Here is a 23,478-nt window from a genome sequence, read left to right as displayed (position 1 = left end):
AGACAGGCGCGGCTATCGGCCCGGCGCGGGCGCGCCCGGCAACGTTTCACCCCGCTGGTCCAGGCCCGAAAGGAAAGCGCTGCGCGAGCGCGTGAAGCAGTCGATGATCGACGCAAGATCGACCGCGTCGGATCGACCCGCCGCAAGCATGGCTTCGTCCGTTCGGCATTTCGCCGCGAGGTCGCGAAATCCCAGGTTCAGCGCCGCGCCCTTCAGAAAGTGCAGGTCGCTGCGCAATTGTCCGGCATCGGTTGCACGTTTCAGCCGGTCGAACGCCTCTTGCACTTCGTCCAGGAAAAGCGTGACGACATGCAAGAATTCATTTCGCCCCAGCTCTTGCCGCAGCTGGTCTATGTGATCCCAATCGATCATCGATGCCTTCCGTTGTGCATTCGGGGGGCTGATTGCTGCCGCCCCGGGGCTTCGTGGCAAACCTAGCCCGGCGGGTCTTGCGCAACGGTTAAGACGTGCATTCAGCACATGTTAATTTCCCTGCGCTTTTCTGGCCCGTGTTTCGTATGGGTTTTTGTCGTGCAGGTCGCCTCGAAGATTTCCGAAATCCCGGCCATGGCCCGGTCCTCGCAGCCGCAGGGCCGCCGGATTCTGGTTGTCGATGACAGCCGCGTCCAGCGGCGCATCCTTGAATCGCAGCTCGTCCGGTCCGGGCATCATGTCATCCAGGCCGAAACGGCCGAGCAGGCATTGCGGCTGGCCGAATCCGAACCGCCCGACCTGGTGATCTCGGACTGGATGATGGACGGCATGTCGGGGATCGAACTGTGCCAGGCCATTCGGCGGCTTGTCAGCGATCGCTATGTCTATTTCATCCTTCTGACATCGAAGGCCGAAAAGGAAGAGATCGTCCTGGGGCTCGAAAAAGGCGCCGACGATTTCCTGATCAAGCCCATCACCGGGGATGAGCTGCGTGCCCGTATCCTTGCCGGTGATCGCATCCTGCGCATGGAACGCGAGCTGACCGAAAAGAACCGCCTGGTATCCAGGGCATTCGATGAGCTGCGCCGCATGCACGACATGATCAACCGCGACCTGGCCGAGGCACGCAAGCTGCAGCAAAGCCTGCTGCGCGAAACGCATCGCGACTTCGACGCGGGCGAGGTGACGCTGATGCTGCGGCCCGCGGGGCATGTGGGGGGCGATCTGGTCGGCTTTTTCACGATCGACAGAGACCGGGTCGGATTGTTCTCGATCGACGTGTCGGGGCACGGCATTACCTCGGCCCTGATGACCGCGCGGCTGGCGGGGTTTTTCCACGGCGTGGCGTCGGACGGGAATGTCGCCATGACCCGCATGCCGGATGGAACGATCCAGCCCCGGCCTCCGGCCGAGGTCGCCGCGCGGCTGAACGCCATCCTGCTGGAGGAAATCCGCACCGACATCTATTTCACGATGGTCTATGCGATCGTGGATCTGTCACGCGGTCGGGTCCGCCTTGTGCAGGCGGGGCATCCGCATCCGATGATCCAGCGGCCGGACGGCTCGGTCCGCCCGATCGGGGCCGGCGGCCTGCCGATCGGGCTGATACCGGATGGCGCCTGGCAGGACGTGGAACTGCAGATGCAGCCCGATGATCGTCTCTTGATCGTGTCCGACGGGATCACCGAGGCCGAGAACCGGTCACACGTCCAGCTGAGCGATGATGGGCTTGCGGCGCTGATGCGGGATACGCGCGGCCTGAAGGGGCAGGCCATGCTGGACGCCCTGATGCGGGGCGTGGTGCGCCATGCCGGCGCCGAGCCCGCCGACGACGTTTCGGCAATCCTGTTCGATTATCGTGGGCCCAGCCCCAGCTGACGCATGGCCAGGCGCAGGTAGAACTGGTCGCCGTCATTGCCCAGAAGATCGACCGCGACCGGGGCGGGAAGCCAGAACGCGTCATGACCCGCCTCGGTAGGGGGGCCCAGACGCGCCAGCGGACGCGCCAGATAGACCGTACACAGCTTTTCGGCCCATCTTTCATATTCGGGCATGTAGACGAAGCGTCGGAACGCCCCCAGGCGCCGCGGCGCCGCGATGCGCCAGCCCGTTTCCTCGGCGACTTCGCGATGCAGCGCCCGCAGGGGCGGCTCGCCCGGGTCCAGTCCTCCGCCCGGCAGCTGGAACTCGGGCCTTGGGCCGTCCTGGCGGGTCAGCAGAACCTCCGGGCCACGCAGGATGACGGCATAGGCGCCGTGCCGGATGCGATAGCGCCGGTCGCGGCGGATTGGCTCGCCAAATCTGGGTATCACGCCGTCATTCCCGCCCGATCTGCCGCCGGGGGCTTGGCCCGTCGGTTGTCGTTCCCATATTTGCCCTGTATGGCAGGGCAAGGCCCGCAAAGGAAGACCCCGATGACGACCCTTTCTCAGATCGCGTGGGACGACACGATATTGCCGTTCCAGCTGGACCGCTCGGACATTCGCGGCCGCGTCGCGCGGCTTGACGGCACACTGGACCAGATCCTGTCCCAGCATGACTATCCCGCCCCCGTCGAGGCGCTGGTGGCCGAAGCCGCGCTGCTGACCGCGCTGATCGGTCAGGCGATCAAGCTGCGCTGGAAGCTGTCGCTGCAGGTGCGTGGCGACGGGCCGATCCGCATCATCGCAACGGATTATTACGCGCCATCAGCCGAAGGCGAGCCGGCGCGGATTCGCGCCTGGGCCTCGTACGACCCCGATCGGCTGGATCCCGAAGGTCCGGCCTTCGATCAGATCGGTCAGGGCTATTTCGCGGTGCTGATCGACCAGGGCGCGGGCACGCTGCCCTATCAGGGGATCACGCCGCTGTCGGGCGGCTCTCTGGCGGCCTGCGCCGAAAGCTATTTCGCCCAGTCCGAGCAGCTCCCGACACGCTTCATGCTGGCCTGGCGGCGCGAAAGGGCCGAGGGGCGCGACATCTGGCGCGCGGGTGGCGTCATGTTGCAGGTGATGCCCGCGTCCTCCGGGTCGGGCGCGTCCGGCGGTGCCAGCGGCGAGCAGGGTCTGATGACCGCCAACGACATTCTCAAGGGCGAAGAGAGCGAGAACTGGAACCGCACCAACATCCTGCTGTCCACCATCCAGGAGGACGAACTGATCGGGCCGAAGGTTTCGCCCACCGATCTTCTGGTGCGCCTGTTCCACGAGGAAGGCCCGCGCGTCTTCGACGCCCAGTCCGTGCGCTTTGGCTGCTCGTGTTCGCCCGAGAAGGTGCGCACCAGCCTGTCGATCTATTCGGCCAAGGACATCTCGCACATGACGACCGATGAGGGCATCGTCACGGCGGATTGCCAATTCTGCGGCGCGCATTACGAATTCGACCCGGCGACCCTGGGGTTCGAGGCGACGCGGACGCCGGACGATGGCGAATGACACCGCGGACAAGGCCCTGGTCGCGGCCTTTCTGCGGGCTGTCGGCCGCCCTGCGGGGCCGACTTCGGACCATGACCTGAACCCGGGCTTCGTCCTGCCCGAAAACCGCCGGCTGCGGCCGGCGGCCGTTCTGGTCGCGCTGGCCGACACCGCGCGGGGGCCCGCGATCGTGCTGACCAAGCGGTCATCGCGGCTGAAGCATCACCCGGGCCAGATCGCCTTTCCGGGCGGCAAGATCGATGCGGGCGATGCCGGTCCGGCCGCCGCCGCCCTGCGCGAGGCGCGCGAGGAAATCGGCCTGCCTGCAGACGCGGTCGAGATCCTGGGCACATGGCCCGCGCACGAGACCGTGACCGGCTATGCCGTGACACCCGTCTTCGGGCGCGTCCTGCGGCCCTTCGACCCGGTCCCCGAGGCCGGCGAGGTTGACGAGGTCTTTCTTGTCCCGCTGGCCCACCTGGCCGATCCCGCGCGTTATCGCGTCGAGGGCAGGCGCTGGCGCGGGCAACGGCGGCATTACTGGGTCGTGCCCTGGGGGCCCTATTACATCTGGGGCGCAACCGCGCGTATGCTGCGCGCATTGGCCGAGGCGATGGTCGACGGGCAGGGGACGCGATGAAGCTTTCGGGCGACTGGATCGAGGAAGAAGGCACCCAGCGGATCCTGCGCCTGCTGAATGGCGCCGGGCATCAGGCCTATGTCGTCGGGGGATGCGTGCGCAACGCGATCCTGGGCGTCCCCATCGCCGATGTGGACATCGCGACCGACGCCCGCCCCCAGCGCGTGGCCGAGCTTGCCCGCGATGCGGGATTCAAGGTGGTGCCGACGGGGCTCGACCACGGCACCGTGACGGTGATCCACAACGGCATCCCGCACGAGGTCACGACCTTTCGGCGCGACGTGACCACCGATGGCCGCCGCGCGGTCGTGGCTTTCTCGTACCGGATCGAGGACGACGCCGCGCGGCGCGATTTCACGATGAACGCGCTTTATGCCGATGCCGACGGGCAGGTGATCGACCCGCTGGGCGGCCTGCCCGACCTTCTGGCCCGAAGGGTGCGGTTCGTCGGTGACCCCGAAGCGCGGATTCGCGAGGATTACCTGCGCATCCTGCGCTTCTTTCGCTTTCACGCCCATTATGGCGACCCGCAGGCCGGCATGGACCCCGATGCGCTGGCCGCCTGTGCCGCCAATGCCGACGGAATCACGCGCCTGTCGCGCGAACGGATCGGGCACGAGATGCGCCGGCTTCTGGACGCGCCCGACCCGGCCCCCGCCCTGGCCGGGATGGAGAGTGCGGGCGTTCTTCATCGCATCCTGCCCGGCGCGACCAGCCGCTTCGTTGCGCCGCTTGTGCATCTCGAACCACCCTATGCGCCGGACTGGCGTCGCCGCCTGGCCGCCCTGGGCGGATCGGACGAGGAGGAAGCCCTGCGCCTTTCGCGCGCCGAGGCGCGCCACCTGCACAGCCTGAAATCCGCCGTCGAAAGCGGCGCCGGACCGGCCGAGCTGGCCTATCGTCACGGGGCGCAGATCGCGCGCGACGCCATTCTGTTGCGATCGGCGATGACGGGTGCGCCCTTGCCCCCCGGCTGGGAAGACGAGATCGCACGCGGGGCGGCCGCGGTCTTTCCACTGCGCGCCGCGGACCTGATGCCGCGCTATCAGGGCGCCGAACTTGGCGCGCGGCTGAAAGAGGCCGAGGAACGCTGGATCCGTTCGGGATTTTCATTGTCGCGGGAACAATTGCTGCCTTGAGTCCGGCGCGCCAAACCGCTTTGCTGCGCGCCTGAGAGGATATCGCCACCATGCCCGCCCAGATGCTGCCCGCCTTGTTCGCGCTTGCCGTTGCGACCCTGTTCACGCCGGGGCCGAACAACGCCATGCTGGCCGCTTCCGGGGCGAATTTCGGCCTGCGCCGAACGCTGCCGCATCTGGTGGGGGTTGCGGCCGGATTTCCGCTGATGATGCTGGTCGTCGGGCTGACGCTGGCCGGGCTGTTCCAGACATCGGTGCTGCTGCGCGAAGGTCTGCGCTGGGGCGGTGCGGCGCTGTTGCTGTGGATCGCGTGGAAGATCGCGACATCGGGCGGACTGGGGTCGGGGCAGGGGCCGGCGCGCCCGATGCGCCTGGTCGAGGCGCTGGGCTTTCAATGGATCAATCCCAAGGCATGGTCGATGGCGGTCGCGGCGACGTCGCAATTCGTGCTGCCCCAGGCGCCGGTCCTGTCGGCGGTGACCGTGGCGGTCGTGTTCCTGGGCCTTGGCTTCTGTTCGGCAACCGTCTGGACGCTGGCGGGCCAGGCCATCGCGCGCTGGCTGACCAGCGAACGCCGCCTGCGCGCGTTCAACATCGTCATGGCCCTGCTGATCGTCCTGTCGGTGGTCGAGATCCTGCGCCACTGATCGGCGTGCCCTTGCCGCCCCGGCGACACGCGTTACCTTGTTGGGGCGGCCCCCGCGCCGCGCGCGTGTCACGACCGCCCGTCCCGGAGACCTGCCCATGCGCATCGCCGACCTGATCGACGCCTTCCGCCCGGCCGATGGGCCGCCGCCGCGCAGCCTTGGCGCGTTCTTCATGTGGTGCCTGTCCGGGGCATGGGCGCCGCTGATCGGCGCGGCGGCTCTGTCGGCCCTGGCCGGTGTCATGGAGGTCGTCACGGCCTGGTATCTGGGCGCGGTCGTCGATCTGGCGGGCCTGAACCAGCCCGAGCGGATCGTGACCGATCACTGGCCGTTCCTTCTGGGCTTTGTGCTGTTCATGATGCTGGTGCGGCCGGTCGCGTTCGGCCTGTCCTCGGCATCGAACTCGATCGTCGTGCAACCCAATGTCCTGCCGCTGGTCCTGTCGCGACTGCATCGCTGGACGATGGGCCAGGCGGTGACCTTCTTCGACAACGACTTTGCCGGCCGGATCGCGCAAAAGCAGATGCAGACCGCCCGCGCGGTGACGGATGTGGCCAGCGAAACGATCAATACCATTTCATTCGCGCTGGCGTCGCTGATCGGCTCGGTGGCATTCCTGATCGCGATTGACGCGCGCATGGCGGCGGTCATGGCGGTCTGGGTGGTGCTGTATGTCCTGCTGATCCGCGCCTTCCTGCCCCGAATCCGCGCGCGCTCGGCCGAGCGCGCGGGCGCGCGGGCGCTGGTCACGGGGCAGGTCGTGGACACGATCACCAACATCAAGACCGTCAAGCTGTTTGCCCATGCCGAGCACGAGGACAAGGCCGCCCTGCGGGCCATGGCGGGCTTTCGCGAACGGGCGGTCGATTTCGGCGTGCTTTCGGCGATGTTCCGCTATTCGCTGATGACGCTTTCGGGCCTGCTGCCGGTTGCCCTGATCGGCGGAACGCTGTGGCTGTGGACCCGCGGCGCGGCCAGCCCGGGCGATATCGCCGCGGCCGGGGCGGTGTCGATCCGCATCGCCCAGATGACCGGCTGGGTCAGCTTCACGCTGATGTCCATCTATTCCTCGATCGGCGAGGTCGAGGACGGGATGCGCACCCTGACGCCGCCGCACCAGCTGACCGATGCGCCCGATGCGATCACGCTGGAGCGCGTGCGCGGCGATATCCGTTTCGAGGATGTCAGCTTTGCCTATGGACGCGCCTCGGGCGGGCTGTCGCATGTCACGCTGCACGTCGCCCCGGGCGAGAAGATCGGAATCGTCGGCGCCTCGGGGGCGGGGAAATCGACGCTGGTCGCGCTGCTTCTGCGGCTCTATGACGCCGAGGAAGGCCGCATCCTGATCGACGGGCACGATGTGCGCGACGTGACGCAGGAAAGCCTGCGCCGTCAGATCGCGATGGTCACGCAGGAAACCGCGATGTTCAACCGCTCGGCCCGCGACAACATCCTGTATGGCCGGCCCGACGCGACCGAGGATGAGGTGATCGCCGCCGCACGCGCGGCCGAGGCGGACGACTTCATCCGCGCCCTGCGCGACCACAAGGGCCGGGTGGGCTATGACGCGCATCTGGGCGATCGCGGGGTCAAGCTGTCGGGAGGTCAGCGCCAGCGCATCGCGCTTGCTCGCGCCTTTCTGAAGAACGCGCCGATCCTGGTGCTGGACGAGGCGACCTCGGCGCTGGATTCCGAGGTCGAGGCCCAGGTGCAGGAGGCGCTACATCGCGTGATGCAGGGCAAGACCGTGCTGGCCATCGCCCACCGCCTGTCCACCATCGCCGAGATGGACCGCATCGTCGTCCTTGACGCCGGCCGGATCGTCGAGGAAGGGACACATGCCGAATTGCTGGCGCGCGGCGGGCTGTACGCCCGCTATTGGGCGCGGCAATCGGGCGGGTTCATCTGCATGGACGAGGCGGCGGAATGAAGGTCACGATCGAACGTCTTGGGCACCGCGGCGAGGGCATCGCACGCGGCCCCGATGGCGCTCCGGTCTTCGTGCCGATGACACTGCCCGGCGAAGAGATCGAAGGCGAATGTCGCGACGGGCGGATCGAGGCGCCGAAGATCCTGCGCCCGTCGCCGCACCGCGTCCGCCCGGACTGTCCGCATTACCGCGCCTGTGGCGGCTGCGCGCTGATGCATGCCGATGACGGTTTCGTGGCGCAATGGAAGGCCGATGTCGTGCGCGCGGCGCTTGCAGCTCAGGGGCTGGAGGCTGCCTTGCGGCCGACCGTGACCGTTCCCGCCAACAGCCGCAGGCGGGCGACGCTGGCCGGACGGCGCACGAAAAAGGGCGCGATCATCGGCTTTCATGCGCGCGCCTCGGACACGATCGTGCCGGTGCCCGACTGCCGCCTGCTGCATCCCGACCTGGTCGCGCTGATCCCCAGGCTGGAGGAACTGGTCGTGCTGGGGGCCTCGCGCAAGGCCGAGCTGGACCTGACCCTGACGCGCAGCGATGCGGGCGTGGATCTGTCGGTGCGGGGCGGCAAGCCTCTGGAGCGCGATCTGTTCGCCAGCCTGGCGGCCTTTGCCGAGCAGGCCGACCTGGCGCGGCTGTCCTGGAACGGCGAGCCCGTCGCCGCGCGTCGCCCGGCCGCTTTCCGCATGGGCGATGCGGTGGTCGTTCCGCCGCCGGGCGCGTTTCTTCAGGCCAGCGCGGAGGCCGAGGCCGCGCTGGTTCAGGCCGTGACCGAGGCCGTGGGGCCCGCGCGGCGCGTTGCCGACCTGTTCTGTGGCGTGGGGACCTTTGCGCTGCCGCTTGCGCGCGGGGCCGATATCCTTGCGGTCGAAGGCGACGCGGACATGATCGCCGCGCTGCAATCGGCATGGCGCGCCACGCCCGGTCTGCACCAGCTGCGGGTCGAGACGCGCGACCTGTTCCGCCGCCCGTTGCTGCCCGATGAACTTGGCCGGTTCGATGCCGTCGTCATCGACCCGCCGCGCGCGGGGGCCGAGGCGCAGAGTCGCGAGCTGGCGCGCTCTGGCATCGCCGTCATCGCGGCGGTGTCATGCAATCCCGTCACCTTTGCCCGAGACGCGCGCATCCTGGCCGATGCCGGTTTCCGCATCGACTGGGTTCAGGTCGTGGACCAGTTCCGCTGGTCGCCGCATGTCGAGCTGGTGGCGCGTCTGGTCCGCGACTGAGGCCGTTTTCCAACACCCCCGATCGTGCTAGACATGGGCAAAACAGAACGATCGGGCAGGCAGGATGACAGGCATGATTTTCGGGCGACGGGCCTTTCTGGTGGCGGCGCTGGCGGCGCTGGGCGCGTGTGGCGAGTCGAAGTTCCGGCACTATGACGGGCCGGAAGTGACGCGCATCGTGATCTTCAAGGAAAAGCGCGTGATGTATCTGCTGCATGGCAACAAGGCGCTGCGGAAATACCGGATCGGGCTGGGCGGCAACCCGGTGGGGCCCAAGCAGTTCGAGGGCGACATGCGCACGCCCGAAGGCGTCTATTTCATCGACCGGCGCAATCCGAACAGCCGCTATCACCTGTCGCTGGGCATATCCTATCCCAATGCGCGGGATATCGCCTTTGCGCGGGCGCAGGGCCGCAGCCCGGGCGGGGATATCTTCATTCACGGCGAGGCTGGCCAGAAGAACGGCAAGTCGCCGGACTGGACCGCGGGCTGCATCGCCGTCACCGATGACGAGATCGAGGAGATCTACGCGATGGTGCGCCTGGGCACGCCGGTTCACATCTATCCGTGACCGGCCCGCTCAACCGGCCCGCTCAGCCGCCCGTGACCAGGGTCCACCAGATCTTGCCGCTGGGCTCCTGATACCAGGCAAAGCCCACATCGCGCGCGGCCGGATCCAGGATCACGTCGCGGGTGTCGGGCTGTGCCATCCAGGCGGCCAGCGTTTCCAGTTCGGTCTCGTAGGTTTCAGAGATGTTCTCGCCCAGCATCCGTCCGGGATATCCGGTGCGCTTGACCCGCAATATGGGCGAGGAGCCGTCAGAGCCGAAATGCCACGGCCGGTTCTGGACGGCCATGTCGCGCGAATGGGTCGCGGCCGCCGCGGTAAGCTGCGCATTCAGCGTCAGGGGCGCCAACCCACGCGCGCGGCGCAGCGTGTTGATTCCGTCCACCATGGCATAGGTGACACGTGCCTCGTCGCCGGGTTCGATGCGATAGACCTTTGGCAGGGGGCGGCCATCAGCCCCCAGCTGGACGGGCGCCGGGGCGCAGGCGGCAAGCCCCAGCAGTATGACAAGCGACAGGCGCGCGAAAATCGACATTCTTGGCGTTCCCCGGGATTGGTCCGACTGTCTCAATAGCGGCTTGGGGCGATGCGATCAAATACCGCCTTCGCCCGCGGCATCTTGCCCGGTACAATTGAGCCGCGCGCGGATTGCGCCTATGGTAACGGCTGTCTGAGGAAAGGATGGGCGCGGGACCCGCCCGCGGACCGAGGTTACGAGCATGAACGACGACAGGATGACCGACCGGCTGAGCCGCAGAGGCCTGATGAAGGGCGCCGCGGCGCTGGGTGTGACGCTTGCGGCGCCGGCAATCGCGCAGACCGGCGATGGCACGACCGAGATGGAATCCGCCATCGGCGGCGTGACGCGGCGCAACATCTCGAGTTTCCGGTCGCTGCAATGGCAGCCCTATTTTGCCAGCCTGAAGAACGGCGCGATCCTGGTCGACATCACCTCGCGCGCGCTGCATTTCTGGTCCGAGGACGAGACGATCTATCGCCTGTATCCGACCAGCGTGCCATTGACCGAGGATCTTACCCGCCGCGGCCGGACCGAGATCGTCAGGAAGGTCGTGGGCCCGGAATGGCGTCCGACGCCCGAGATGAAGAAGCGCAACCCGGAATGGCCTGATTATGTGCCGCCGGGGCCGGACAATCCGCTGGGCACCCATGCGCTGTACCTGTCGTGGCAGTATTACCGGATCCACGGCACGCATGACACGCGCAAGATCGGCCGCCGATCCTCCAACGGTTGCATCGGCCTGTACAACGAACACATCGCCGAACTGTACGAGCTGACCCGGGTCGGAACGCAGGTGCTGCTGATCTGACAAATTCCCGGGAACTTTTCCGCGGTCTGCGCAATTTCTCTTGCGTATTGCGTGCGATATGCCCCAATGGCGCCATAACGCAAACACCATTCAGCGCGCCGAAAGTGATTCGGCGCGTGACAACGAGGAGACAAGACATGAAGAAATTCGCTCTCGCCGCCACGCTTTCGCTTGCCGCGACCTCGGCCTTTGCCGGTGGCATGGCTGAACCGATCATGGAACCGGCCCCGATCGTGGAAGAGGCTTCGTCCTCGTCGGCTCCGGGCCTGGTCGTTGCCGGTCTGGCGCTGCTGGTCGTCGCCGCGGCTGCTGCCAGCAACTGATTCGGGTCTGTCCGAATTGACGAAAGGCGGTGGGTTTCCCACCGCCTTTTTTCTTGCCGACGAACCCAGCTATCACGCCCCGTTCGTCGCCACCCAACCGGCCAGGTTCTGTTCCAGGACCGCCATCAGGGCGGCGATATGGGCATCGTCGTCGTTCAGGCACGGGATATAGGTGAACTCCTCGCCGCCGGCATGTTCGAAGGCCTCGCGGATCTCGCCCTGGATCTCCTCGAGGGTTTCGATGCAATCGGCCGAGAAGGCGGGCGAGATGACCGCAATCCGCTTCTTTCCGGCGCGGGCCAGTTCCTGCACGTGTTCGACCGTATAGGGGCGCAGCCATTCCTCGGGGCCGAAGACCGACTGGAAGGTGGTGTGGATGCTGTCCTCGGCCCATCCCAGACGCTCGCGCAGCAGGCGCGAGGTCTTCTGGCACTGGCAGTGATAGGGGTCGCCCTGCATCAGATAGCGCTTCGGCATCCCGTGATAGGATGCGACCAACACATCGGGGCGATGCTCGAGGCCCGCATAGGCGCGTTCGACCGACTGCGCCAGGGCTTCGATATACAGCGGGTGTTCGAAATATTCGGGCACGACGCGCACGGCGGGCTGGCGCGTTTCCTTCATCAGGGCGCGGAAGAACTGATCGTTCGCCGTCGCCGAGGTCGGACCCGCATATTGAGGATAGAGCGGGAAGAAGACGATCTTTTCGCAGCCGGCCTCGACCATCCGCCGCACCACGCTTTCGGTCGAAGGATTTCCATAGCGCATGCAGTAATCGACCATGATGCCGTCGCCATGGCGCCGCGACACTTCCGCGCGCAGCTTGGCGACCTGCGCCTTGGTGATCGTCATCAGCGGGCTTTCGTTCAATTCGTGGTTCCAGATCGACTTGTAGTTCGCACCCGAACTGAAGGGGCGCTTGGTCAGCACGAACAGCTGCAGGATGGGCTGCCACTTCCACGCCGGATAGTCGATCACCCGCCGGTCCGAGAGGAATTCACTGAGATAGCGGCGCATGGGCCAATAGCTGTAATGGTCCGGCGTGCCCAGATTGGCGACCAGGATCCCGATCTTTGGCCGGGCGACCGGTGGGTGATCTGCGGGTGCGTGTTTCAGGCGGCCCTCTCCGGGCTTGTCCATCTCGATGTTCATCCGTTTCCCTTGCGTTCCTTCGTTTCGAGCATTGGCGCTGCCATGTCGTTTCACGTTTCCGGCGTCCCGCCATCCGGTTTCAGCGGAAATTCCCGCGCCCCCAGCGCATCGGCCAGCCGGGCCTGGGCCGATCCGGGGCGCAGAGGCTTTGGCTGACTTTCGTCCGGCGCCCATCCGGTCAGATAAATCATTTCGAAGGTCGCGGCGATGCGGCCGTCTGCCGCCGGGAAGTTCCGGGCATAGATACGGGCGGCCTCGGGGAACAGATCACGCCGCGGGACGCGCCGGTTGCGCTGGGCCAGGGCGTTGCCCTCTCCCATCGCGCGCAGATCCGCGATCAGGTGAAAGGCCGTGCGATAGGTCACGGTGCGCTTGACCGCGTCGGCCACCGGCAGGGCAAAGCCCGCGCGTTGCAGCAATGCGCCCAGATCGCGGATCTCCGCCATCGGCAGGACCCGCGGCGACAGCCCGCCGGTCAGGCGCGATTCGGCCTCGGCCAGGGCGGCGCGCAGTTCCCACAGGGTACGGCCGCCGAACAGGACGCCCAGGAACAGGCCGTCGGGCCGCAGCGCGTGCCGGCACTGGACAAGTTGCCCGACCGGATCGTTCGACCAGTGCAGGCAAAGCGCGTGGATCACCAGATCGTGCGCGCCCGGTTCAAGGTCCAGGACCTCGCTGTCGGCGACGATACGTGCGTCGGGAAAGCGTTCGGCCCAGGGTGCGGCCATTCCGGTGACGATGGCCGGTTTCGTAAACCGCCTGTTAACCTCGGAAAGCCTTTCCTGAATCTCGTCCGCGGCGTCTTCGTGCAGGAACAGTTCGGCCCCCTGGCGCATGGCCCTGGCGCGGTTTCGCATCAGCGCGGCGGTATCTGTCAGCTTCGGCGGTTCGGTCATGATCGGGGAAACTAGGCATCTTCGGCGGGGAATGCAAAGCGTGTTGGACCTGCTTTTTCCGCCGCAATGCGTCTGTTGCGGCGCGGCCGTGGCCGATGCTCATGCGTTGTGCGCGGCCTGCTGGCTGCGAACGCCCTTCATCGCGGGCCTGGCCTGCGATCTTTGTGGCGCGCCGCTTCCGGGGCGGCAGATGGGCGACGCCGAATATTGCGACGCGTGTCTGACGGCCCCGCCGCCATGGCAACGGGGCAGGGCGGCCATGGTCTATGACGGCGCCGTGCGTGACATGGTGCTGGCGCTGAAACATGCCGACCGGCTGGACCTGGTGCGTCCGATGGCCGGGTGGATGGCGCGGGCGGCGCAGCCGCTGGTCGTTCCCGGCATGATCGTCGCGCCCGTGCCGCTGCACTGGACCCGGTTGATTCGGCGGCGCTACAACCAGTCGGCGCTGCTGGCACGCGCCGTCGCGCGCGGGCTTGGGCTTGACCAGTGTCCGGACCTGTTGCGCCGCGTGCGGCGCACCGCGTCGCAGGACCATCGTGGCCGCGAAGAGCGTTTTGCCAATCTTCGCGGCGCGATCGACATCAACGTCCGGCGCCGCGATCTGGTTGCCGGCCGCCCCGTCTTGCTGATCGATGATGTGATGACGACCGGGGCTACCCTTGGTGTGGCGACACATGCCTGCCTGAAGGGCGGAGCGTCGGCTGTTTTCGTTCTGGTACTGGCACGCGTTGCGAAGGATGCCTAGATGCCTATAGTCTTTCCGACTTCAGCCAGAGGCCAGGCATGCCGCGCGTCGAGATCTATTCCACCCCGTGGTGCCCCTATTGCATCGCCGCCAAGCGGCTGCTGCAGAAAAAGGGCGTCAGCTTTGAAGACGTGGACGTATCGCGCGCGTCCGAGCTGCGTCAGGAGATGATGCGCCGGGCGAACGGGCGTCATACCGTGCCACAGATCTTCATCAATGGTCGCCATGTGGGTGGCAGTGACGATCTGCATGCGCTGGAACGCGCGGGCAAGCTTGACGCCCTGCTGGCGGGCTAGGCCATGCGGGTGGGCCTGATCCAGCTTTCGGTCGGCGACGATCCGGCGGTCAACCTGCCCGTCACGCAGGGCCTGATCGCGCAGGCCGCGGTGGAGGGGGCCGAACTTGTCCTGACGCCCGAGGCAACGAATTGCCTGTCGTCGGACCGGGCGCACCAGGCCGCGATCCTTCGGCACGAAGACGACGATCCGACGCTGGCCGCCCTGTGCAGACAGGCCGCAGAGCTGGGCATCTGGCTGCTGGTCGGATCGCTGGCGCTGAAGGCACAGGATACCGCGCAGGGGGACGCGCCGTTCGTCAACCGGTCGTTCCTGATCGGACCGGACGGGGCGATCAATGCGCGTTATGACAAGATACACATGTTCGATGTGCAGATCTCGGAAACCGAAACTTATCGGGAATCCTCTGCATATCGGCCCGGCAATCGCGCGGTCATGGCCAACACGCCCTTTGGGGGGATCGGGATGACGATCTGTTATGACGTGCGGTTTCCCCATCTCTATCGCCGGCTGGCGCAGGCGGGCGCGCGGATCCTGACCGTGCCCGCGGCCTTCAACGACACGACCGGCGCCGCACATTGGGAGATTCTGTTGCGGGCGCGGGCGATCGAATGCGGCGCTTTCGTGCTGGCCCCGGCCCAGTGCGGGCTACACGCCGATCGCACCGGTCGCAACCGGCGCAGCCACGGCCATTCCATGGCCGTCGGGCCGTGGGGCGAGGTGCTGTTGGACGCCGGGACCGATATCGGGGTATCCGTGATCGATCTTGACCTTCAGGCGGTCGATCGCGCGCGCGCCCGCGTGCCCGCCCTGTTCCATGACCGCGACTTCGAGGGCCCGTGATGACAGCCGAGACGGAAAACCTGGCCGTGGCGCTGTTCTCCGAGGTCTTCATGGCCGATCAGCTGGCGCGCAACCTGATCGGCCGTGCCTTGCCCAAGGGAATGGAGATCAGCCATTTCGCGGTTCTCAACCACCTGGCCCATGTCAATGCCGAAAGGACACCCGCGCAGCTTGCCGAGGCGTTCCATGTCACGCGCGGGGCGATGTCGAACACGCTGGCCAAGCTGGAGCGCGCGGGCTATGTCCACATCTTCCCCGACTGGGATGATGCGCGGCGCAAGCAGGTGACGATCAGCCCCGCGGGCCGGGCCGCGCGCGATGCGGCCGTGGCGTCCATGGCGCCGGTCGTGGCCGATGTCATTCGGGCGCTGGGCCCCGAGAAGGTGCGTTCGGTCCTGCCGGTGCTGCGCGAGTTGCGCGCGCGGCTCGACGACACGCCGAAGCCCGGCGCGCGCAAGGCCGCGCCCCGGGTCTGATCACGCCGCACCGTTTTCGTTCACGGCCGCGGTCACGTAGTTCACCGACAGGTCCCGGTCCGAGATCGACCAGCTCCAGCCGATCGGGTTGAAGACGAAACCCTTGCGGTCGACGGGGCGCAGGCCGGCAGCGCGGTAGAAGTCGAAGAACTCGTCGGGCGTTATGAATTTCGACCATTCATGCGTGCCCCTGGGCAGCCAGCGCATGACCCATTCCGCGCCGACGATTGCCATGACAAAGCTTTTCGGATTGCGGTTGATGGTCGATCCGATCATCAGCCCGCCGGGCTTCAGAAGCGACTTGCAGGTCGCGACGAACTGGCCGGGATTGGCGACATGTTCGATGATCTCCATCGCCAGGACGACGTCGAAGACTTCGCCCCCCGCGGCCAGCTCTTCGGCCGTGCCATGGCGATAATCGATGTCCAGACCCTGTTCCCGGGCATGGATCCGGGCCACGGGGATATTGCGTTCGGCCGCATCGACGCCCACGACTTCGGCCCCAAGACGCGCCATCGGTTCCGACAAGAGCCCGCCGCCGCAGCCGATATCCAGGATGCGCAGCCCGAAAAATGGCAATTTGCGCGACAGGTCGCGTTCGAACTGGGCCGCGATCTGCCGGGTGATATAGTCCAGGCGCACGGGGTTCATCATGTGCAGCGGCCGGAACTTTCCGTTCGGATCCCACCATTCGGCCGCCATGGCCTCGAACTTGGCAATCTCGTTGGGCTCAACGCTGCTGGCGGTTTCGGCCATTCCTGTGTCTCCGGCTTTGTGGCCCATGGCGGGCGGGACGCTTTGCGCTATATAATGGGATCATGGATCGTTTCGCAGGGCAAAAACGCGCAGGTCAGCTGCTTTATCCGCAGGTCGAACCCTTCGACCAGCGCATGATCGACGTGGGCGACGGCCATCGCCTGTATGTCGAGCAATCGGGCCATCCCGACGGGCAGCCGGTGGTCGTGCTGCATGGCGGCCCGGGCGGGGGGTGTTCGCCCGCAATGCGGCGCTATTTCGACCCGGCACATTATCGCATCATCCTGTTCGATCAGCGCGGCTGTGGCCGCTCGCGTCCGCATGCCAGCATCGAGGCCAACACGACCTGGCATCTGATCGACGATATCGAGCGCATCCGCAGCCTGCTGGGGATCAGATCCTGGATCGTCTTCGGCGGCAGTTGGGGCGCGACGCTGGCCTTGCTGTATGCGCAGGCCCATCCCGAAAGGGTGACGCATCTGGTCCTGCGCGGCGTGTTCCTGATGACCCAGGGCGAACTGGACTGGTTCTATGGCGGCGGTGCCGGGGCGTTCTATCCCGAACGCTGGCATGCCTTTGCCGGCATGGTGCCCGAGGACGAACGGCATGACCTGATCGCGGCCTACAATCTGCGACTGTTCTGTGGCGACATGGGCACCGAGACGCGCTTTGCCCGGGCCTGGACGGGGTGGGAGAACGCCCTGGCCAGTGTCGATGCGGATCTTCACGCGGGCGAGGCGCCACCGGACTATGCCCGCGCCTTTGCGCGCCTCGAGAACCATTACTTCATCAACCGCGGCTTTCTGGAATGCGATGGTCAGATCCTGCGCGATCTGCCGCGCATACGGCATATTCCGGCGACGATCGTTCAGGGCCGCTATGACATGATCTGCCCGCCGATTTCGGCCTGGGCGCTGGCGCAGGCAGGGCCGCGCGCGGATCTGCGCATGATCCCGGTGGCCGGGCATGCGCTGTCCGAACCCGGCATATCGGCCGAACTGGTGCGAACGATGGACCGCCTGCGCGGATGATCCGGCGGAACCTTCGCGTGGCCCGGGCTTCCGGGTTTCGATACAAGCAGGGATAAACTCATGACGGCGTTTCTGGTTCTTCTGGCGGCATGCGCGGCGGCGGCGACGACGGGCATGATCTTTTCGCCCGGCGCCTGGTATGATGCGCTGAACAGGCCGGCATGGACCCCGCCGCGCTGGGCCTTTCCCGTGGCATGGACCACGCTTTATGTCCTGATCGCCCTGTCCGGCGCACGCATCGCCACGCTGACGGGTCCGGCGATTCAGGGGGTCGGGCTGGCGCTGTCGCTGTGGGCGTTGCAGATCGCGTTGAACACTTTTTGGACGCCGACCTTTTTCGGCGCCCATCGCATCGACGTGGCGCTGGTCGTGATGGTCGCATTGTGGATCGTGGTTGCGGTCATGGTGCCCGTGTTCTGGCGGCTGGACCGGCTGGCGGGGCTGCTTCTGCTGCCCTATCTGGGCTGGCTGAGCCTTGCGGGTGCGCTGAATTTCCAGATCTGGCGCAACAACCCGGCGGGCTGAGCTTTCGCCCCGCATCGCCTGTCCGAACGCCGGGGCTTGCGAAAGCGGGCGATCTGGCCTATATGGCATTCAACAGCGCGGTGCGCGGGGTCCAAACCCGCGCCCCACCGGAAACGCGTGACGGGCCGCTGGGCCCGTTTTTTGATGCCTGAAGGACCGATGTCAGATCTCATCGCCAAGACACCCATCGACCGCCGCCTGGCCGAGATCGTGACGCCCACGATCGAGGGGCTGGGATTCGAGCTGGTCCGGATCCGCCTGATGGGCGGCAACACCAAGACCCTGCAGATCATGGCCGACCGCCCCGAAGGCGGCATCGATGTCGAGGATTGCGGGCGCATCTCGGTTGCGGTTTCGGCTGTTCTGGATGTCGAGGACCCGATCGAGGAATCCTACACGCTCGAGGTGTCCTCGCCCGGCATCGACCGGCCGCTGACCCGGCTGAAGGATTTCGAGATGTGGACCGGCTTCGAGGCGCGGCTGGAAACGGCCGAGCTGATCGACGGCCGCAAGCGCTTCAAGGGCCGCCTTGCCGGCGTCGAGGGCGACGAGGTCCTGATCGAGATCGACGAAGGCACGATCGGGTTGAAATTTGACTGGCTTGCAGACGCCAAGCTGGTCCTGAACGACGAACTGATCGCCGAAATGCTGCGGCAGAAGAAGGCGACCGAGTCCGTTGACGAATCTGCTTTCGACCATATCGAAGAAGACGACAGTTCCGAGGAGGAATGAATGGCGATCACCTCTGCCAACCAGCTTGAGCTGCTGCAAACCGCCGAGGCGGTCGCACGCGAAAAGATGATCGATCCTGACCTGGTCGTGCAGGCCATGGAGGAAAGCCTCGCCCGTGCGGCGAAGTCGCGCTATGGATCTGAAATGGACATCCGGGTGCGGATCGACCGCAAGACCGGGAGAGCCACCTTTACCCGCGTGCGCACCGTCGTGGCCGATGAGGATCTGGAGAACTACCAGGCACAGATGACCGTCGACCAGGCCCGGTCGCTGTTCGTCCCGCCACGCGCCGGGCGCGAGGAATTCTGGCTGCGCGACGGCCAGCGGATCGATCCGGCCAGCGCCGAAGGTCCGCTGCCGGGCGACGAATTCCACGAGGTCATCCCCCCGGTCGAGCTGGGCCGCATCGCCGCCCAGTCGGCCAAGCAGGTGATCCTGCAGAAGGTCCGCGAAGCCGAGCGCGAGCGCCAGTACGAGGAATTCAAGGACCGCAAGGGCACCATCATCAACGGCATCGTCAAGCGCGAGGAATACGGCAACATCATCGTCGATGTCGGCCGTGGCGAGGCCATCCTGCGCCGCAACGAGAAGATCGGACGCGAGAGCTATCGCCCCGGTGACCGCATTCGCGCCTATATCAAGGACGTTCGCCGCGAGACCCGTGGGCCACAGATCTTCCTGTCGCGCACCGCGCCGGAATTCATGGCCGAGCTGTTCAAGATGGAAGTGCCCGAGATCTATGACGGCATCATCGAGATCAAGGCCGTGGCCCGCGATCCCGGTTCGCGCGCGAAGATCGCGGTGATCAGCCATGACAACGCGATCGACCCGGTCGGCGCCTGCGTCGGCATGCGCGGCAGCCGCGTGCAGGCCGTCGTCAACGAGCTGCAGGGCGAGAAGATCGACATCATCCCGTGGAACGAGGATCAGGCGACCTTCCTGGTCAACGCGCTGCAGCCCGCGGAAGTTTCCAAGGTCGTCATCGACGAGGAAGCCGGCAAGATCGAGGTCGTCGTGCCCGACGACCAGCTGAGCCTGGCCATCGGCCGCCGCGGCCAGAACGTGCGCCTGGCCAGCCAGCTGACGGGTCTGGACATCGACATCCTGACCGAGGAAGAGGAAAGCCGCCGTCGCCAGGCCGAATTCGCCGAGCGCACGAAGCTGTTCATGGATACGCTGGACCTGGACGAATTCTTTGCCCAGCTTCTGGTGTCCGAGGGCTTCACCAGCCTTGAAGAGGTCGCCTATATCGACATCGACGAGCTGATGTCGATCGAAGGCGTGGACGATGATACGGCTCGCGAATTGCAGGCCCGGGCCCGCGATGTCCTGGAAGAGCAGAACCGCAAGGCGATCGAGAATGCGCGGGCGCTTGGTGCCGAGGACAGCCTGATCGAGTTCGAGGGGCTGACCCCGCAGATGGTCGAGGCGCTGGCCAAGGAAGGCATCAAGACGATCGAGGACTTCGCCACCTGCGCAGACTGGGAACTGGCCGGCGGCTGGACCACCGTGAATGGCGAGCGGGTCAAGGATGAGGGCATTCTCGAGAAGTTCGACATGAGCCTTGAAGAGGCCCAGCACCTGATCATGAATGCCCGCGTCCAGCTTGGCTGGGTCGATCCGGCCGAGCTTGAGGCGGACGAGAGCGACGAGGGCGACGACGAGGGGGCCGCCGAGGCCTGACCGGGTCCGGCGGAGACAGGCCGATGGCCCGAGGCGGACGCGAAAGGAACAGGACCGAGCCCGAGCGGCGCTGCATCGTCACGGGCGAATCGCAGCCGAAATCGGGGCTGATCCGCTTTGTCGTCTCTCCCGACGGCGCGGTGATCCCCGATGTCGCGGGCCGGCTGCCCGGGCGCGGCATCTGGGTCTGCGCGGACCGCGAGGCGCTGCGGACCGCCGCCCGCAAGGGCCTGTTTGCGCGCGCCGCCCGGGCCCGGGTGGACGTGCCGGACAATCTTGAAGATATGGTCGAAGGGCTGCTCGTCCGCCGGCTGATCGAGCTGATCGCACTGGCCCGAAAGGCCGGCGAGGCGGTGGCCGGGTTCGAGAAGGTCAAGGACTGGCTTGCGACCGGCCGCGTCAAGGTCCTGTTCCAGGCAACAGATGGGTCGGAACGGGGCAAGGGCAAGTTGTGGACGCCCGAGGGCGCCAGATGGTTCGGCTGCCTCAGCGCGGCCGAGCTGGGTCTGGCATTCGGGCGTGAATTCGTGGTACATGGCGCGGTCGGCGCTGGTGGTCTTGCGCCGCGTATTGTACAGGAAGCGACGAGGCTGGCGGGCCTCAGAGGTATTGACGGCGGACGATCCGCCGGGAAGGAAACGAAATCGGCATGAGCGACAAAGACGGTAAGAAACCCCTGGGTCTTGGTGGCGCGCGTCCGGGTCAGGTGAAGCAGAGCTTCAGCCATGGCCGGACCAAGAGCGTTGTCGTCGAGACCAAGCGCAAGCGCGTCGTGGTGCCGAAGCCCGGCGCGGCGGCCGCGTCTGGGGCCGCGGCCGACAACAAGGCCAAGCCGGCAAGGCTTGGCGATCCTTCCCGGCGTCCGGCGGGCATCTCTGAAGAAGAGATGGAGCGTCGCCTGAAGGCGCTGGCGGCGGCCAAGGCCAACGAGGCCGAAGAAGCGCGCAAGCGTGAAGAAGAAGAGCGCAAGCGCGAGGAAGAGCGCGAACGCCGCCGCGCCGAGGCCGAGGCGCGTGAGCGCGAGGAGCGCGAGCGCGAGGAAGCCCTGCGCGAGAAGGCCGAGGAAGAACGCCTTGCCAAGGAAGAGGCCGAAAAGCCTGCCCCGGCAAAGGAGAAGGACAAGCAAGCCGCTCGCACACGGCCCGAGGACGACCAGGCTGCGGCCCAGGCCGCGGCGGCGCGCGTCGCCACCAAGGGCGTGCCGGTCGGTGGCCCGCGCAAGAGCGACCGCGAACGCGCCGATCGCGAGCGCGACACGCGCAAGGGCGGGCGCGAGGACGGCCGCCGTTCGGGCAAGCTGACCCTGTCGGAAGCGCTTGCGGGCGAGGGCGGGCGTCAGCGTTCGCTTGCCGCGATGAAGCGCAAGCAGGAAAAGGCCCGGCAGAAGGCGATGGGCCAGACGGTTCGTGCCGAAAAGGTCTCGCGCGAGGTGCAGCTGCCCGACCAGATCGTCGTGTCGGAACTGGCCAACCGCATGGCCGAGCGTGCCGCCGACGTGATCAAGGCGCTGATGAAGATGGGCATGATGGTCAATGTCAACCAGACCATCGATGCCGAAACCGCCGAGATCATCATCGAGGAATTCGGCCACAAGGCCGTGCGCGTGTCGGATGCCGATGTCGAACAGGTGATCGAGCAGGAAGAGGACCGGCCCGAGGACCTGCGTCCGCGTCCGCCGGTCATCACGATCATGGGCCATGTCGATCACGGCAAGACCTCGCTGCTGGATGCGATCCGCAAGACCAACGTCGTTTCGGGCGAGGCCGGCGGGATCACGCAGCATATCGGCGCCTATCAGGTGAAGACGGATTCGGGTGCGGTGCTGACCTTCCTGGATACGCCCGGCCACGCGGCCTTCACCTCGATGCGCGCCCGCGGTGCGCAGGTGACGGATATCGTCGTTCTGGTCGTGGCGGCCGACGACTCGGTCATGCCGCAGACGGTCGAGGCGATCAATCACGCCAAGGCCGCAGGTGTCCCGATGATCGTGGCGATCAACAAGTGCGACAAGCCCGATGCCAACCCGCAGAAGGTGCGCACGGAACTGCTGCAGCACGAAGTCGTGGTCGAGAAGATGGGCGGCGACGTGCAGGATGTCGAGGTTTCGGCCAAGACCGGCAAGGGGCTGGACGAGCTGCTGGAAGCCATCGCGCTGCAGGCAGAGATCCTGGAGCTGAAGGCCAACCCGAACCGCCGTGCGCGTGGCGCGGTGATCGAGGCCAAGCTGGATGTCGGCCGCGGCCCGGTTGCCACGGTTCTGGTACAGAACGGTACCCTGCGGCGCGGTGATGTCTTTGTCGTCGGCGAACAATGGGGCAAGGTGCGCGCCCTGATCAACGATCACGGCGACCGCGTGAACGAGGCCGGGCCATCGGTTCCGGTCGAGGTTCTGGGTCTGCACGGCACGCCCGAGGCGGGCGACATCCTGAACGTCGTCGAGACCGAGGCCCAGGCCCGCGAGATCGCCGAGTACCGCCAGGAAGCTGCCCGCGACAAGCGCGCGGCCGCGGGTGCGGCCAAGACGCTGGAACAGCTGATGGCCAAGGCCAAGGCCGATGCCAATGTCGCCGAACTGCCGGTCCTGGTGAAGGCCGACGTTCAGGGCTCGGCCGAGGCGATTGCCCAGGCGCTTGAGAAGATCGGCAATGACGAGGTGCGTGTGCGCGTGCTGCATTCGGGGGTCGGCGCGATCACCGAAACCGATGTCGGCCTGGCCGAGGCATCGGGCGCGCCGATCCTGGGCTTCAACGTGCGTGCCAATGCGCCCGCGCGTCAGGCGGCGAACCAGAAGGGCGTCGAGATCCGGTATTACTCGGTCATCTATGACCTGGTCGATGACGTGAAGAAGGCGGCATCGGGCCTGCTGAAGGCCGAGGTGCGCGAGAACTTCATCGGCTATGCCGAGATCCGCGAGGTCTTCAAGGTGTCGGGCGTGGGCAAGGTTGCCGGCTGCCTGGTCACCGAGGGCGTGGCGCGGCGTTCCGCCGGCGTGCGTCTGCTGCGCGACAACGTGGTGATCCACGAAGGCACGCTCAAGACGCTCAAGCGCTTCAAGGACGAGGTCAAGGAAGTCCAGTCCGGCCAGGAATGCGGCATGGCGTTCGAGAATTACGATGACATCCGCAAGGGCGACATCATCGAGATCTTCGAGCGCGAGGAAGTCGAGCGCGCGCTGGACTGAACGTCCGTCACGCATGACGACAAATGGGCAGGGCT

The 23,478-nt window shown here is 66.4% G+C and carries 26 protein-coding genes; 20 read left to right on the top strand and 6 right to left on the bottom strand.

Going from position 1 to position 23,478, the window contains the following annotated elements; genetic code table 11:
• Positions 1-12: 12 nt before the first annotated feature.
• The gene (locus tag LV82_RS02885; protein WP_104069164.1) at positions 13-372 is read right to left on the bottom strand and encodes an Hpt domain-containing protein; all 360 of its coding nucleotides are present in this window, start codon (positions 370-372) and stop codon (positions 13-15) included.
• Positions 373-531: 159 nt separating this feature from the next.
• On the opposite strand from LV82_RS02885, the gene LV82_RS02880 reads away from it, so the two are divergent.
• Complete coding sequence (locus LV82_RS02880; RefSeq protein ID WP_245873048.1) at positions 532-1,812, top strand: PP2C family protein-serine/threonine phosphatase; 1,281 nt, start codon at positions 532-534, stop codon at positions 1,810-1,812.
• On the opposite strand, the gene LV82_RS02875 is transcribed toward LV82_RS02880, so the two are convergent.
• On the bottom strand, positions 1,788-2,246 hold the full coding sequence (locus LV82_RS02875) for an NUDIX domain-containing protein (protein ID WP_104069163.1): 459 nt from the start codon (positions 2,244-2,246) through the stop codon (positions 1,788-1,790). The two genes, LV82_RS02880 and LV82_RS02875, sit on opposite strands and share 25 nt — an antisense overlap.
• A gap of 102 nt (positions 2,247-2,348) precedes the next feature.
• Between LV82_RS02875 and hslO the strand changes: the two genes are divergently transcribed.
• The 7 genes from hslO to LV82_RS02840 all read left to right on the top strand — a co-directional run bounded on the left by hslO (position 2,349) and on the right by LV82_RS02840 (position 9,476).
• Positions 2,349-3,347: an Hsp33 family molecular chaperone HslO gene (gene hslO, locus LV82_RS02870; protein ID WP_104069162.1), complete on the top strand. Its 999-nt coding sequence runs from the start codon at positions 2,349-2,351 to the stop codon at positions 3,345-3,347.
• Complete coding sequence (locus LV82_RS02865) at positions 3,337-3,966, top strand: CoA pyrophosphatase (RefSeq protein ID WP_104069161.1); 630 nt, start codon at positions 3,337-3,339, stop codon at positions 3,964-3,966. The genes hslO and LV82_RS02865 overlap by 11 nt, the downstream gene beginning before the upstream one ends.
• Positions 3,963-5,105: a CCA tRNA nucleotidyltransferase gene (locus LV82_RS02860; RefSeq protein WP_104069160.1), complete on the top strand. Its 1,143-nt coding sequence runs from the start codon at positions 3,963-3,965 to the stop codon at positions 5,103-5,105. Before LV82_RS02865 ends, LV82_RS02860 begins: the two co-directional genes overlap by 4 nt.
• 50 nt (positions 5,106-5,155) lie before the next feature.
• Positions 5,156-5,752: a LysE family translocator gene (locus LV82_RS02855; protein ID WP_104069159.1), complete on the top strand. Its 597-nt coding sequence runs from the start codon at positions 5,156-5,158 to the stop codon at positions 5,750-5,752.
• Positions 5,753-5,849: 97 nt separating this feature from the next.
• Positions 5,850-7,682, top strand: a complete 1,833-nt coding sequence (locus LV82_RS02850) for an ABC transporter ATP-binding protein (protein WP_104069312.1) — start codon at positions 5,850-5,852, stop codon at positions 7,680-7,682.
• Positions 7,679-8,905 carry a class I SAM-dependent RNA methyltransferase gene (locus LV82_RS02845; protein ID WP_104069158.1) on the top strand — a complete coding sequence of 409 codons (1,227 nt, stop codon included), beginning with the start codon at positions 7,679-7,681 and terminating at the stop codon, positions 8,903-8,905. Before LV82_RS02850 ends, LV82_RS02845 begins: the two co-directional genes overlap by 4 nt.
• Positions 8,906-8,978: 73 nt before the next feature.
• Positions 8,979-9,476, top strand: coding sequence for a L,D-transpeptidase family protein (locus tag LV82_RS02840; RefSeq protein WP_104069157.1), 498 nt, complete (start codon positions 8,979-8,981; stop codon positions 9,474-9,476).
• Between the two features lie 22 nt (positions 9,477-9,498).
• On the opposite strand, the gene dalA is transcribed toward LV82_RS02840, so the two are convergent.
• Positions 9,499-10,008, bottom strand: coding sequence for a divisome-associated lipoprotein DalA (dalA, locus tag LV82_RS02835; RefSeq protein ID WP_104069156.1), 510 nt, complete (start codon positions 10,006-10,008; stop codon positions 9,499-9,501).
• Between the two features lie 184 nt (positions 10,009-10,192).
• Between dalA and LV82_RS02830 the strand changes: the two genes are divergently transcribed.
• Both LV82_RS02830 and LV82_RS02825 read left to right on the top strand, forming a co-directional pair.
• A complete protein-coding gene (locus LV82_RS02830) occupies positions 10,193-10,801 on the top strand; it encodes a L,D-transpeptidase family protein (RefSeq protein ID WP_245873047.1) in 609 nt (202 codons plus the stop codon).
• Positions 10,802-10,938: 137 nt separating this feature from the next.
• Complete coding sequence (locus LV82_RS02825; protein ID WP_104069155.1) at positions 10,939-11,124, top strand: hypothetical protein; 186 nt, start codon at positions 10,939-10,941, stop codon at positions 11,122-11,124.
• A gap of 72 nt (positions 11,125-11,196) precedes the next feature.
• Here the strand turns inward: LV82_RS02825 and hemH are convergent, their stop codons facing one another.
• Both hemH and LV82_RS02815 read right to left on the bottom strand, forming a co-directional pair.
• A complete protein-coding gene (hemH, locus tag LV82_RS02820; RefSeq protein ID WP_104069154.1) occupies positions 11,197-12,276 on the bottom strand; it encodes a ferrochelatase in 1,080 nt (359 codons plus the stop codon).
• Between the two features lie 50 nt (positions 12,277-12,326).
• Complete coding sequence (locus LV82_RS02815; RefSeq protein ID WP_104069153.1) at positions 12,327-13,172, bottom strand: methyltransferase domain-containing protein; 846 nt, start codon at positions 13,170-13,172, stop codon at positions 12,327-12,329.
• A 31-nt stretch (positions 13,173-13,203) separates the two neighbouring features.
• Here LV82_RS02815 and LV82_RS02810 point away from each other — a divergent pair, with 31 nt between their 5' ends.
• The 4 genes from LV82_RS02810 to LV82_RS02795 are packed head-to-tail and all read left to right on the top strand — an operon-like array spanning position 13,204 to position 15,535.
• Complete coding sequence (locus LV82_RS02810; protein WP_104069152.1) at positions 13,204-13,920, top strand: ComF family protein; 717 nt, start codon at positions 13,204-13,206, stop codon at positions 13,918-13,920.
• A 38-nt stretch (positions 13,921-13,958) separates the two neighbouring features.
• Positions 13,959-14,216, top strand: a complete 258-nt coding sequence (gene grxC, locus LV82_RS02805) for a glutaredoxin 3 (RefSeq protein WP_104069151.1) — start codon at positions 13,959-13,961, stop codon at positions 14,214-14,216.
• A 3-nt stretch (positions 14,217-14,219) separates the two neighbouring features.
• Complete coding sequence (locus LV82_RS02800; protein WP_104069150.1) at positions 14,220-15,059, top strand: carbon-nitrogen hydrolase family protein; 840 nt, start codon at positions 14,220-14,222, stop codon at positions 15,057-15,059.
• Positions 15,059-15,535, top strand: a complete 477-nt coding sequence (locus tag LV82_RS02795) for a MarR family winged helix-turn-helix transcriptional regulator (RefSeq protein ID WP_104069149.1) — start codon at positions 15,059-15,061, stop codon at positions 15,533-15,535. The genes LV82_RS02800 and LV82_RS02795 overlap by 1 nt, the downstream gene beginning before the upstream one ends.
• Here LV82_RS02795 and ubiG read toward each other — a convergent pair whose 3' ends face one another.
• Positions 15,536-16,291, bottom strand: coding sequence for a bifunctional 2-polyprenyl-6-hydroxyphenol methylase/3-demethylubiquinol 3-O-methyltransferase UbiG (gene ubiG, locus LV82_RS02790; RefSeq protein ID WP_104069148.1), 756 nt, complete (start codon positions 16,289-16,291; stop codon positions 15,536-15,538).
• Positions 16,292-16,353: 62 nt separating this feature from the next.
• Here ubiG and pip point away from each other — a divergent pair, with 62 nt between their 5' ends.
• The 6 genes from pip to infB all read left to right on the top strand — a co-directional run bounded on the left by pip (position 16,354) and on the right by infB (position 23,443).
• The gene (pip, locus tag LV82_RS02785) at positions 16,354-17,322 is read left to right on the top strand and encodes a prolyl aminopeptidase (RefSeq protein ID WP_104069147.1); all 969 of its coding nucleotides are present in this window, start codon (positions 16,354-16,356) and stop codon (positions 17,320-17,322) included.
• A 60-nt stretch (positions 17,323-17,382) separates the two neighbouring features.
• Positions 17,383-17,847: a tryptophan-rich sensory protein TspO gene (gene tspO, locus LV82_RS02780; protein ID WP_104069146.1), complete on the top strand. Its 465-nt coding sequence runs from the start codon at positions 17,383-17,385 to the stop codon at positions 17,845-17,847.
• Between the two features lie 159 nt (positions 17,848-18,006).
• The gene (gene rimP, locus LV82_RS02775; RefSeq protein ID WP_104069145.1) at positions 18,007-18,579 is read left to right on the top strand and encodes a ribosome maturation factor RimP; all 573 of its coding nucleotides are present in this window, start codon (positions 18,007-18,009) and stop codon (positions 18,577-18,579) included.
• Positions 18,580-20,262 (top strand): transcription termination factor NusA, encoded by a 1,683-nt coding sequence (nusA, locus tag LV82_RS02770; protein ID WP_104069144.1) that lies wholly within the window; start codon positions 18,580-18,582, stop codon positions 20,260-20,262.
• 23 nt (positions 20,263-20,285) lie between these two features.
• Positions 20,286-20,915, top strand: a complete 630-nt coding sequence (locus LV82_RS02765; protein WP_104069143.1) for an RNA-binding protein — start codon at positions 20,286-20,288, stop codon at positions 20,913-20,915.
• Positions 20,912-23,443, top strand: coding sequence for a translation initiation factor IF-2 (infB, locus tag LV82_RS02760; RefSeq protein WP_104069142.1), 2,532 nt, complete (start codon positions 20,912-20,914; stop codon positions 23,441-23,443). Before LV82_RS02765 ends, infB begins: the two co-directional genes overlap by 4 nt.
• The last annotated feature ends 35 nt before the right edge of the window (positions 23,444-23,478 follow it).

The sequence above is a fragment of the Albidovulum inexpectatum genome (genome assembly GCF_002927635.1).
Lineage (GTDB): Bacteria > Pseudomonadota > Alphaproteobacteria > Rhodobacterales > Rhodobacteraceae > Albidovulum > Albidovulum inexpectatum.
The sequence above is the reverse complement of the archived record's forward strand: the minus strand, read 5'-3'. Positions and strand labels throughout refer to the sequence as shown.